Source organism: Citrobacter sp. Cb023, assembly GCF_030336805.1.
Classification (GTDB): Bacteria; Pseudomonadota; Gammaproteobacteria; order Enterobacterales; family Enterobacteriaceae; genus Citrobacter; species Citrobacter braakii.
Genome location: NZ_JAOWCV010000033.1, coordinates 151,586 through 164,611 on the forward strand (window position 1 = coordinate 151,586; position 13,026 = coordinate 164,611).

Annotated in this window: 8 protein-coding genes; 6 read left to right on the top strand and 2 right to left on the bottom strand. The window is 52.9% G+C overall.

The annotated features are described in order from the left end of the window. The first annotated feature begins 9 nt into the window (after positions 1–9). Positions 10–1,512 (top strand): L-arabinose isomerase, encoded by a 1,503-nt coding sequence (gene araA, locus OGW44_RS09200; RefSeq protein WP_137352581.1) that lies wholly within the window; start codon positions 10–12, stop codon positions 1,510–1,512. A gap of 57 nt (positions 1,513–1,569) precedes the next feature. Further along, positions 1,570–2,265, top strand: a complete 696-nt coding sequence (araD, locus tag OGW44_RS09205; protein WP_016151673.1) for an L-ribulose-5-phosphate 4-epimerase — start codon at positions 1,570–1,572, stop codon at positions 2,263–2,265. Between the two features lie 44 nt (positions 2,266–2,309). Here the strand turns inward: araD and OGW44_RS09210 are convergent, their stop codons facing one another. Beyond that, the gene (locus OGW44_RS09210; protein ID WP_016155677.1) at positions 2,310–2,693 is read right to left on the bottom strand and encodes a DUF4751 family protein; all 384 of its coding nucleotides are present in this window, start codon (positions 2,691–2,693) and stop codon (positions 2,310–2,312) included. A 600-nt stretch (positions 2,694–3,293) separates the two neighbouring features. Here OGW44_RS09210 and polB point away from each other — a divergent pair. From polB to rluA, 3 genes are all read left to right on the top strand, one after another. Then, positions 3,294–5,645, top strand: a complete 2,352-nt coding sequence (gene polB, locus OGW44_RS09215; RefSeq protein WP_137352582.1) for a DNA polymerase II — start codon at positions 3,294–3,296, stop codon at positions 5,643–5,645. Between the two features lie 177 nt (positions 5,646–5,822). Beyond that, positions 5,823–8,729 carry an RNA polymerase-associated protein RapA gene (rapA, locus tag OGW44_RS09220; protein WP_047498352.1) on the top strand — a complete coding sequence of 969 codons (2,907 nt, stop codon included), beginning with the start codon at positions 5,823–5,825 and terminating at the stop codon, positions 8,727–8,729. Positions 8,730–8,740: 11 nt separating this feature from the next. Then, a complete protein-coding gene (gene rluA, locus OGW44_RS09225) occupies positions 8,741–9,400 on the top strand; it encodes a bifunctional tRNA pseudouridine(32) synthase/23S rRNA pseudouridine(746) synthase RluA (RefSeq protein ID WP_016151668.1) in 660 nt (219 codons plus the stop codon). 94 nt (positions 9,401–9,494) lie between these two features. Here rluA and djlA read toward each other — a convergent pair whose 3' ends face one another. Continuing rightward, entirely contained in the window at positions 9,495–10,310 is an 816-nt protein-coding gene (gene djlA, locus OGW44_RS09230) for a co-chaperone DjlA (protein WP_005124510.1), read from the bottom strand. A 343-nt stretch (positions 10,311–10,653) separates the two neighbouring features. Between djlA and lptD the strand changes: the two genes are divergently transcribed. Next, positions 10,654–13,014: an LPS assembly protein LptD gene (gene lptD, locus OGW44_RS09235; protein WP_016155673.1), complete on the top strand. Its 2,361-nt coding sequence runs from the start codon at positions 10,654–10,656 to the stop codon at positions 13,012–13,014. The last annotated feature ends 12 nt before the right edge of the window (positions 13,015–13,026 follow it).

Sequence of the window (13,026 nt, forward strand, 5' to 3'; positions counted from 1 at the left end):
GACACGACAATGACGATTTTTGATAACTATGAAGTGTGGTTTGTGATTGGTAGCCAGCATCTGTATGGCCCTGAAACCCTGCGTCAGGTAACCCAACATGCCGAGCACGTCGTTAACGCGCTGAATACTGAAGCTAAACTGCCCTGCAAACTGGTTTTAAAACCGCTGGGTACTTCACCTGACGAGATTACCGCTATTTGTCGTAACGCTAACTACGACGATCGCTGCGCAGGTCTGGTGGTCTGGCTGCACACTTTCTCTCCGGCCAAAATGTGGATTAACGGTCTGACTATCCTCAACAAGCCGCTGATGCAATTCCATACCCAGTTCAACGCCGCCCTGCCGTGGGACAGCATTGATATGGACTTTATGAACCTGAACCAGACCGCGCACGGCGGCCGTGAGTTCGGCTTCATCGGCGCACGTATGCGTCAACAGCACGCCGTGGTCACCGGTCACTGGCAGGACAAACAAGCGCACGAACGCATCGGCTCCTGGATGCGCCAGGCCGTGTCCAAACAGGATACCCGCCATCTGAAAGTCTGCCGTTTTGGCGACAACATGCGTGAAGTCGCGGTCACCGATGGCGATAAAGTCGCTGCGCAGATCAAATTCGGCTTCTCGGTAAATACCTGGGCCGTAGGCGATCTGGTGCAGGTAGTGAACTCCATTAGCGACGGCGAAATCAACGCGCTAATAGATGAGTATGAAAGCACCTACACCATGACGGCGGCAACGCAAGTCCACGGTGAGAAACGTCAAAACGTACTGGAAGCGGCCCGTATTGAACTGGGGATGAAGCGCTTCCTGGAACAGGGCGGATTCCACGCCTTTACCACGACATTTGAAGATTTACACGGCCTGAAACAGCTCCCGGGTCTGGCCGTACAGCGTCTGATGCAGCAAGGCTACGGCTTTGCGGGCGAAGGCGACTGGAAAACCGCCGCTCTGCTTCGCATCATGAAGGTGATGTCAACCGGTCTGCAGGGCGGCACCTCATTTATGGAGGATTACACCTACCACTTCGAGAAAGGCAACGATCTGGTGCTCGGCTCGCACATGCTGGAAGTATGCCCGTCTATCGCGGTGGAAGATAAACCGATCCTCGACGTTCAGCATCTCGGCATTGGTGGCAAAGACGATCCCGCTCGTCTGATCTTCAACACCAAAACTGGCCCGGCAGTCGTTGCCAGCCTGATCGATCTTGGCGATCGCTATCGTCTGCTGGTTAACTGCATCGACACGGTTCAAACACCGCACTCCCTGCCGAAACTGCCGGTGGCTAACGCATTGTGGAAAGCCCAGCCTGATCTGCCGACCGCATCTGAAGCCTGGATCCTGGCCGGTGGCGCGCACCACACCGTCTTCAGCCACGCGCTGGATCTGAACGATATGCGCCAGTTCGCTGAAATGCACGATATCGAGATCGCCGTGATCGACAACGATACCCGCCTGCCGGCCTTTAAGGACGCGCTGCGCTGGAACGACGTCTATTACGGTTTTAAACGTTAATTATGTTGTTGCCGGATGGCTCTGCGCTTGCCCGCCATCCGGCACAGAGGAATCAACATGTTAGAAGATCTCAAACGTCAGGTGCTGGAAGCCAATCTGGCGTTGCCTAAGCACCACCTGGTTACCTTGACCTGGGGGAACGTGAGTGCCGTCGATCGCGAGCGCGGCGTGTTTGTGATAAAACCTTCCGGGGTCGATTACAGCGTTATGACCGCAGAAGATATGGTCGTAGTCAGTATCGCCACCGGTGAGGTTGTAGAAGGTACGAAGAAACCCTCCTCCGATACCCCAACGCACCGTCTGCTGTATCAGGCATTCCCGACCATTGGCGGCATTGTTCATACCCATTCGCGTCATGCGACCATCTGGGCGCAGGCGGGCCAGTCGATTCCAGCCACGGGTACCACCCATGCGGACTATTTCTACGGATCGATTCCCTGCACACGGAAAATGACCGAGGAAGAAATCAACGGCGAATATGAGTGGGAAACCGGTAACGTAATCGTTGAAACCTTTGAGAAACAAGGCATTGACGCTTCGCAGATGCCTGGCGTGCTGGTGCACTCTCACGGTCCGTTTGCGTGGGGAAAAAACGCCGAAGATGCGGTACACAACGCCATCGTGCTGGAAGAAGTCGCCTACATGGGGATCTTCTGTCGCCAGCTCGCGCCGCAATTGCCGGATATGCAGCAAACCCTGTTAGATAAACATTACCTACGTAAACACGGCGCAAAAGCCTACTACGGCCAGTGAAAACAATCTGAGCGCGCCCGGAATCTCGGTGGCGCGCTCTCTGGTTATTCCTTTATATATTCCGCAAACGCACTTCGATACACACAGTTATTAGCACAAACGTATTTAATCACGTTGTCATAATGTCCCTGCGCCTCTTCACCATCCAGTGAATGAAAGAAAATGTAATCTGTAATCGTTGACTGCCAGCGCTGTCCATTCAACAGATAATTAATCACCGTATCACGATGACCATTTATTCTGTCATGCCCTTGCCAGTGAAAGAAAGCATTCCCACGTTCAATAACCTCAGTACGCCAAATTTGACCTGACCACGTTCTATACTCAATATATTGACTTACTGATTTAATTGTAGGGTTAGATAACTGAGTATTAACAAATAAATAGTGATCATATCCTACCTGTAACGCCTGAGTATAAATATCCATAATAGGCCTCCATAACACTACGCACCCAAGCTATTGATATAAAACACCCGAGCTATCAGATGAATAAAATTATATTCAGCGATAAAAATCAAATTATACAGAGAGATATTCCCGACGAAATCGAACCGAAAATCCGTTTTTATCCAGACAATAGCAAGCCATAAAAATATATTATATTCAATCTGGTAACCCGAGTGTTTGATTAAAATAGTTACACTAACCATGAATAAAAACAAATAAAAAAAAGAACCATTTTTCCTGAACCGAGGGATGAGTAACAAAACCGTACGAGCACGATTCCGAAAATGACATAAAAATCCTGAAACGGACTTCCAATTTATGAAACAAATATAATTACAAAAGAATAATAGATACAAATAGCCATGACAGGCCAATAAAATAATTAAAGGAAGAGTTTTCAATTAAGGCATTCATTGATTAAATACCAAACTCTATCCTGTAACACTTTTACTGCGGAGGACATTTTACTTTTATTGTCACAATAACTGCCCGCAGCTCTCATTTTTAACTGTACAAAATAACAGTACAATCGTGTAAACCAGGCTATAATAATGCCTGGTTTTTTAATGGATACACAGCGTGGCGCAGGCAGGCTTTATTTTAACCCGGCACTGGCGGGACACCCCGCAGGGAACTGAGGTCACATTCTGGCTGGCTACAGACGACGGGCCGCTACAGGTCACGCTCGCGCCTCAGGAGTCGGTCGCGTTTATTCCTGTCAGTCAGGTTCCCCGTGTAGCGTCATTATTACGCAATGAAAACGGCTATCGTCTGACGCCGCTGCAATTGCAAGACTTCCACCGCCAGCCCGTTTCCGGCCTGTATTGCCGCTCACATCGCCAGCTCATGCGGCTGGAAAAGCTGCTGCGTGAAAACGCAATTACCGTCTACGAGGCCGACGTGCGTCCGCCGGAACGGTATCTGATGGAGCGTTTTATCACCTCACCAGTTTGGGTTGAAGGCGACAGACATAACGGTACGCTGGTTAATGCCCGGTTGAAGCCGAACCCTGACTATCGACCGCCGCTGAAATGGGTCTCGCTGGATATCGAAACCACGCGCCACGGCGAACTCTACTGTATCGGCCTTGAAGGCTGTGGGCAGCGTATTGTCTACATGCTTGGCCCGGCAAACGGCGATGCCTCAGCGCTGGATTTTGAACTTGAATATGTCGCAAGCCGCCCGCAGTTACTGGAAAAGCTCAACGACTGGATTGCCCGTCACGATCCTGATGTGGTAATCGGCTGGAACGTCGTGCAATTCGATTTACGCGTCCTGCAAAAGCATGCCGAACGTTACCACATTCCCCTGCGTTTTGGCCGTGACAATAGCGAGCTGGAGTGGCGCGAACATGGCTTCAAAAACGGCGTATTCTTCGCGCAGGCTAAAGGTCGCCTGATTATCGACGGCATTGAGGCGCTTAAATCCGCATTCTGGAATTTCTCATCCTTTTCACTGGAAACGGTGTCACAGGAGCTGCTGGGCGAAGGGAAGTCGATAGATAATCCCTGGGACAGGATGGACGAAATAGATCGCCGGTTTGCCCAGGATAAGCCCGCGCTCGCCACCTACAATCTCAAAGACTGTGAGCTGGTCACGCGTATTTTTCATAAAACCGAGATCATGCCATTTTTGCTGGAACGATCGACGGTAAACGGCCTGCCGGTCGACCGGCATGGCGGTTCCGTTGCCGCCTTCGGCCATCTCTACCTACCGCGAATGCACCGGGCGGGCTATGTGGCACCGAATCTGGGGGAAGTTCCCGCGCACGCCAGCCCCGGTGGCTACGTGATGGACTCGCGCCCGGGTTTGTACGACTCCGTGCTGGTGCTGGATTACAAAAGCCTGTACCCGTCAATTATTCGTACTTTTTTGATCGATCCAGTGGGACTTATCGAAGGGATGGCACAGCCGGATCGGGAACACAGTACCGAGGGGTTCCTTGACGCCTGGTTCTCACGCGAAAAGCACTGTCTGCCGGAAATCGTTACCCAGATCTGGCATGGGCGTGATGAAGCCAAACGCCGCGGCAATAAGCCGCTCTCACAGGCGCTGAAAATCATCATGAACGCGTTTTACGGCGTGCTTGGCACCACCGCCTGCCGCTTTTTCGACCCGAGGCTGGCTTCGTCTATCACCATGCGCGGTCACGCGATCATGCGTCAGACCAAAGCGCTGATTGAGGCTCAGGGTTACGACGTCATCTATGGCGACACCGACTCCACCTTTGTCTGGCTTAAAAAGGCGCACTCGGAAGACGATGCGGCCCGGATTGGTCGGGAGCTGGTGAGCTATGTCAACAACTGGTGGGCGCAATCGCTGAAGCAGCAAAACCTGACCAGCGCGCTGGAGCTGGAATTTGAAACCCACTTTTGTCGCTTTCTGATGCCGACCATTCGCGGTGCAGATACCGGCAGCAAAAAACGCTACGCCGGAATGATTCAGTCAGGTGCTGAGCAACGCATGGTATTTAAAGGTCTGGAAACGGTACGCACCGACTGGACGCCGCTGGCCCAGCAGTTTCAGCAGGAGCTGTACCTGCGAATTTTTCGTAACGAGCCTTATCAAGAGTTTGTTCGCGAGACTATCGACCGTCTAATGGCGGGTGAACTGGATGAACACCTGGTGTACCGCAAACGCCTGCGCCGCCCGTTGAGCGAATACCAGCGGAATGTTCCGCCGCACGTTCGCGCCGCGCGGCTCGCCGATGAGCAGAACGTCAAACTGGGGCGTCCGCAGCAGTATCAGAATCGTGGCACGATTAAATATGTCTGGACGATAAATGGACCTGAACCTGTTGATTATCAGCTATCTGCACTTGATTACGAGCATTATCTGACCCGCCAGATCCAGCCGGTTGCCGAGGGAATTCTTCCCTTTATTGATGATAATTTTGCTACACTACTCACAGGACAACTGGGGTTATTTTGACGCGTGACGAAACCGCCGCCATCCAGTACCATAGCGCCCTTTCCATTCCTGGACCCATTTAACACCCCTACCACTGATTTATTAGCCTGGTAGCGGGGTCGTATGCTCTCAATAACGGGGACTAGCCCGGAAAATGACGAGTATTGCCTGCAATTAAAGATATAGAGCCGAACATATATGCCTTTTACACTTGGTCAACGCTGGATCAGCGATACAGAAAGCGAATTGGGACTTGGTACTGTTGTCGCCATGGATGCGCGAACCGTCACTTTACTTTTCTCATCGACGGGTGAAAACCGTCTGTATGCGCGCAGTGATTCCCCCGTGACCCGCGTGATGTTCAATCCTGGTGACACGATTACGAGCCATGAAGGCTGGCAACTGCATGTCGATGAAGTAAAAGAAGAAAACGGCCTGCTTGCCTATATCGGAACCCGCCTTGATACCGAAGAAACCGGTGTAACGCTGCGTGAAGTGCTGCTCGACAGCAAACTGGTTTTCAGTAAACCCCAGGATCGCCTGTTTGCCGGCCAGATTGACCGTATGGACCGCTTTGCGCTGCGCTATCGCGCACGTAAATTTCAGAGCGAGCAGTACCGTATGCCGTGGAGTGGCTTGCGTGGCCAACGTACCAGCTTGATCCCCCACCAGCTCAACATTGCCCATGATGTCGGCCGTCGTCATGCCCCTCGCGTGCTGCTGGCAGACGAAGTGGGTTTAGGTAAAACCATTGAAGCTGGGATGATCCTGCATCAACAGCTGCTGTCAGGCGCCGCGGAGCGCGTGCTGATCATCGTCCCGGAGACGTTACAGCACCAGTGGCTGGTCGAAATGCTGCGTCGTTTCAACCTGCGCTTTGCGCTGTTTGATGATGAGCGTTATGCAGAAGCGCAGCACGATGCCTACAACCCGTTTGAAACCGAACAGTTGGTTATCTGTTCGCTGGACTTTGCCCGTCGCAGTAAACAGCGTCTGGAGCACCTGTGTGATGCCGAGTGGGATCTGCTGATTGTCGATGAAGCCCATCACCTGGTGTGGAGCGAAGACGCGCCCAGCCGTGAATATATGGCCGTTGAACAGCTGGCAGAGCGCGTACCAGGCATCCTGCTGCTGACCGCAACGCCGGAACAGCTGGGCCTGGAAAGCCACTTTGCGCGCCTGCGCCTACTGGATCCAAGCCGCTTCCACGATTTCGCCCAGTTTGTTGAAGAACAGAAAAATTACCGTCCGGTCGCCGACGCCGTCGCCATGTTACTGGCTGGCAACAAGCTGAGTAACAATGAGCTGAACATGTTAGGTGACATGATTGGCGAACAGGACATTGAGCCGTTATTGCAGGCGGCAAACAGCGACAGCGAAGACGCCCAGAGCGCGCGTCAGGAGCTGGTTTCGATGCTGATGGACCGCCACGGCACCAGCCGCGTGCTGTTCCGAAATACCCGTAACGGTGTGAAAGGCTTCCCTAAACGCGAGCTGCATACCATCAAATTGCCGTTGCCAACCCAATACCAGACGGCCATTAAAGTCTCCGGCATTATGGGCGCGCGTAAGAGTGCGGAAGACCGCGCGCGCGACATGCTCTACCCGGAGCAGATTTATCAGGAATTCGAAGGCGACACCGGCACCTGGTGGAACTTTGACCCGCGCGTGGAATGGCTGATGGGCTACCTGACCAGCCACCGCTCGCAAAAAGTTCTGGTCATCTGTGCGAAAGCCACCACTGCGCTTCAACTGGAGCAGGTTCTGCGCGAGCGCGAAGGTATCCGCGCCGCCGTGTTCCATGAAGGGATGTCGATCATTGAACGTGACCGCGCTGCGGCCTGGTTTAGCGAAGAAGATAGCGGCGCCCAGGTGATGCTGTGCTCTGAAATCGGCTCCGAAGGGCGTAACTTCCAGTTCGCCAGCCATCTGGTGATGTTTGATCTGCCTTTCAATCCGGACCTGCTGGAACAGCGTATTGGCCGTCTGGACCGTATTGGTCAGGTGCATGATATCCAGATCCACGTTCCATACCTGGAAAAAACCGCGCAATCCGTGCTGGTGCGTTGGTACCACGAAGGTCTGGATGCGTTCGAACACACTTGCCCGACTGGACGTACCATCTATGACACGGTATATAACAATCTGATCGGCTACCTGGCTGAGCCAGAAAACACCGATGGCTTTGACGATCTGATCAAAACCTGTCGCGAACAGCATGACGCGCTGAAAGCGCAACTGGAGCAAGGTCGCGATCGCCTGCTGGAGATCCACTCTAACGGCGGCGAAAAAGCGCTGGCGCTGGCTGAGAGTATTGAAGAACAGGACGACGATACCAGCCTGATCGCCTTCGCCATGAACCTGTTTGATATCGTTGGTATTAATCAGGATGACCGTGGCGACAATTTGATCGTGCTGACACCGTCCGATCATATGCTGGTGCCGGATTTCCCTGGGCTGCCGGAAGATGGCTGTACCATTACGTTTGAGCGTGATGTTGCCCTGTCGCGTGAAGACGCGCAGTTTATTACCTGGGAGCATCCGCTGATCCGTAATGGTCTGGATCTGATCCTCTCCGGCGACACCGGAAGCAGCACCATTTCTTTGCTGAAAAACAAAGCATTACCAGTCGGTACTCTGCTGGTTGAACTGGTCTACGTCGTTGAAGCGCAAGCGCCAAAACAGCTGCAGTTAAACCGCTTCCTGCCGCCAACTCCGGTACGCATGCTGCTGGACAAAAACGGCAACAACCTTGCCGCGCAGGTTGAATTCGAAACCTTTAACCGTCAACTCAGCGCCGTTAACCGCCACACCGGCAGTAAACTGGTCAACGCCGTTCAGCAGGATGTTCATGCCATTCTGCAACTCGGTGAAGCGCAGGTAGAAAAATCGGCCCGCGCGCTGATCGACGCGGCGCGCAAAGAAGCGGACGAGAAGCTGACGGCTGAACTCTCCCGTCTGGAAGCGCTGCGTGCCGTTAACCCGAACATCCGTGATGACGAACTCAGCGCCATTGAAAGCAATCGTCAGCTGGTGATGGAAAGCCTGGATCAGGCGGGATGGCGTCTGGATGCCCTGCGCCTGATCGTCGTGACGCATCAGTAACGGAGCCTGACATGGGGATGGAAAACTATAATCCGCCGCAGGAACCCTGGCTGGTTATCCTGTATCAGGATGAGCACATTATGGTGGTCAACAAGCCGAGCGGCTTGTTGTCCGTGCCGGGTCGTCTGGATGAACACAAAGACAGCGTGATGACGCGTATTCAGCGCGATTACCCGCAAGCTGAATCCGTACATCGTCTGGATATGGCAACCAGCGGCGTGATTGTAGTGGCGCTAACTAAAGCGGCAGAGCGCGAGCTAAAGCGCCAGTTTCGCGAACGCGAGCCGAAGAAACAGTATGTCGCACGCGTCTGGGGACATCCCGCTCCGGCCGAGGGGCTGGTTGATTTACCGCTGATTTGCGACTGGCCGAATCGGCCAAAGCAGAAAGTGTGTTATGAGACCGGAAAATCGGCGCAGACCGAGTATGAAGTGGTGGAGTTCGCGGAAGATAACACCGCCCGGGTCGTGCTCAAACCCATTACCGGACGCTCCCACCAGTTGCGTGTGCATATGCTGGCATTAGGGCATCCGATTCTGGGCGACCGCTTCTACGCCCCGCCACAGGCCCTGGCGTTAGCGCCGCGCCTGCTGCTGCACGCAGAGATGTTAACTATCACGCATCCCGAATACGGCAACAGTATGACGTTTAAAGTTCCGGCAGATTTTTAAACGCAGGCCCCATTTAGGCCGGGTGCTTCGCTTGCCCGGCCTACATTCATTAACGTAGGCCGGATAAGGCGCTAGCTGCCATCCGGCATAACGATTATTTAAAGCCTTTCTGTTCTTTAATTAGCTCGTAAGCTTTTTGAATTTCCTGCGCTTTTTGCTTCGCCATTTCCATCATTTCTGGCGGCAGGCCTTTCGCCACCAGTTTGTCCGGATGGTGCTCGCTCATCAGCTTACGGTATGCGCGCTTAATGGTGGTCGCATCATCGGTCGCTTTCACACCCAGCACATTGCAGGCGTCTTCCAGCGTCGGACCGCGTTGCGCCTGCTGCCAGCCACCGCCGCCGGACTGCTGCTGATATCCGCCGCCAAACTGGGCGCCGCCCTGCATCATGCGCAGAAACTGATCAAATTGGGTACGTGAGATCCCCAACTCTTCAGCAATCACATACAGCACTTCACGCTCGTTCGGATGCAACGACCCATCGGCAAAAGCTGCCTGGATCTGAATCTCCAGAAACATGCGGATCAGATCGAAGCGACCAAAACAGACGCTGCGAAACTGACGCATTTTTTCACGTAATGGGTAATTGTCCGATTTTCCCACCCGGAAGGCATGTTGCGCGGCGGTACGCGAGTCGCCGTGCAAATTCATTCGATCCATCAATTGACTGGCGATATGGATATCGGCTTCCGTGACGCGACCTTTGGATTTGGTCAGATGCCCCATCACCTCAAAAGTGGTGGCAAAAAACAGCGCCTGGCGTTCACGCTGGTTGGCAAACCACGCCATTTTGCGCATGCGGGCTTTGTCGAACATATGGCCAACTAACAGGCCCAGAACCACACCCCAGAAGCCGCCGCCCATCATTAAGGCCACGGCGACACCAATTATCTTTCCCCAATACTGCATAGACTCCCCAAATCTTTCTGCTCTCAGCCAGGATATGTCCCACAATATAAGGTGCTTTTACCGATTTACGGCTGCGGTCAATTGTGGGACATCGCCTATAATTTGCATTATCATACCTGTCATTCTATGCCGTGCCTAACACCACAAACGCTATACCCGTTGGATTTCGAGTTGCAACAAGGCGGCAACGCAGTGACCAATTCGTCTGGAACGAAGATGCAGCTTGAAAGGTGGCGGGATAAAATGGGCAGGATTAATACTAGCGAAGTGAAGATGAGATAAGTTAGGCTGTGACCGTTTGTCACGCGCGACGCTACTGATGATGGAACAATAAATACAACGTATGAAAAAACGTATTCCCACTCTTCTGGCCACCATGATTGCCAGCGCCCTCTATAGCCATCAGGGTCTGGCAGCCGATCTCGCCTCACAGTGTATGCTGGGCGTGCCAAGCTATGACCGTCCTCTGGTACAGGGCGAGACTAATGAATTACCCGTCACCATCACTGCTGACAACGCGAAAGGGAATTACCCGGATGACGCGGTGTTTACCGGCAATGTGGACATCGCACAGGGTAACAGCCGCCTGCAGGCCGACGAAGTGCAGCTTCATCAGAAGCAGGCAGAAGGCCAGCCGGAGCCAGTTCGTACCGTCGATGCGCTGGGCAATGTCCATTATGATGACAATCAGGTTATTCTGAAGGGGCCGAAGGGCTGGTCTAATCTGAATACCAAAGATACCAACATCTGGGAAGGTGATTATCAGATGGTAGGTCGTCAGGGGCGCGGAAAAGCCGATCTGATGAAGCAGCGTGGGGAAAACCGCTATACCATTCTGGAAAACGGTAGCTTCACCTCCTGTCTGCCAGGTTCCAATACCTGGAGCGTCGTCGGCAGCGAAGTCATTCACGACCGTGAAGAACAGGTCGCAGAGATCTGGAACGCACGTTTTAAACTGGGTCCGGTTCCGGTCTTTTACAGTCCTTATTTACAGTTACCCGTCGGCGATAAGCGTCGCTCTGGTTTCCTGATCCCGAACGCAAAATACTCTACCAATAACTATTTTGAGTTCTATCTCCCGTATTATTGGAACATTGCGCCCAATATGGACGCCACCATCACGCCGCATTATATACACCGTCGTGGCGGTATCATGTGGGAGAACGAATTCCGCTACCTCACCCAGGCGGGCGCAGGTCTGATGGAGTTCGACTATCTGAATTCCGATAAAGTGTACGAGGATGAACACCCGAAGGATGACAATTCCCGCCGCTGGCTGTTCTACTGGCAGCACGCCGGTGTAATGGATCAGGTGTGGCGTTTTAACGTCGACTACACCAAGGTCAGCGATTCCAGCTACTTTAACGATTTTGATAATAAATACGGTTCCAGTACTGACGGCTACGCCACGCAAAAATTCAGCGTCGGCTATGCGGTACAAAACTTTGATGCGACAGTTTCGACCAAGCAGTTCCAGGTCTTTGACGATCAGAACAACAGTAGCTATTCCGCTCAGCCACAGTTAGACGTCAACTACTACCAGAATGACGTGGGCCCGTTTGACACCCGGATTTATGGGCAGGCGGTCCATTTCGTTAATTCCAACGACAACATGCCAGAAGCGACGCGTGTTCACCTCGAACCGACCATCAACCTGCCATTGTCGAATAACTGGGGAAGTATCAATACCGAAGCGAAACTGCTGGCAACGCACTATCAGCAAACTAACCTGGATTGGTACAACAACAACCCGAGTAACGTTAACAAGCTCGATGATTCCGCCAACCGCGTCATGCCGCAGTTTAAAGTTGACGGCAAGATGATCTTCGAGCGCGACATGAACATGTTAGCGCCGGGCTATACCCAAACGCTGGAGCCCCGTGCTCAGTACCTGTATGTACCGTATCGCGACCAAAGTCATATCTATAACTATGACTCGTCCCTGCTGCAATCTGACTACAGCGGCCTGTTCCGTGATCGTACCTATGGCGGTCTGGACCGCATCGCATCTGCCAACCAGGTAACGACCGGGGTCACATCTCGCGTTTATGATGACGCGGCCGTTGAACGTTTTAATATTTCTGTGGGTCAAATCTACTATTTCACCGAGTCTCGCACTGGCGATGACAACATTAAATGGGAGAATGACGACAAAACGGGCTCACTGGTATGGGCTGGCGACACCTACTGGCGCATCTCCGATCGCTGGGGTTTACGCAGTGGGATCCAGTACGACACGCGTCTGGACAGCGTTGCAACCAGCAGCAGCAGTATCGAATACCGCCGCGACGAAAACCGTATGCTGCAGCTGAACTACCGTTATGCCAGCTCTGAATATATCCAGGCAACCCTGCCGTCTTACTACTCTACAGCAGAGCAGTATAAAAACGGGATTTCACAGGTGGGCGCGGTAGCAAGCTTCCCGATCGCCGACCGCTGGTCGATTGTCGGGGCTTACTACTTTGATACCAACGTGAACAAAGAAGCGGATTCCATGCTGGGTCTGCAGTACAACTCCTGCTGTTACGCCATTCGCTTCGGCTACGAACGTAAGCTGAACGGCTGGGATGACACTCAGAAACATGCAGTTTATGACAACACGATCGGCTTTAATATCGAACTACGCGGCCTGAGTTCTAACTACGGTCTCGGCACCAACCAAATGTTGCGTTCTAACATTTTGCCGTATCAAAGCTCTTTATGATCTGATTGATTT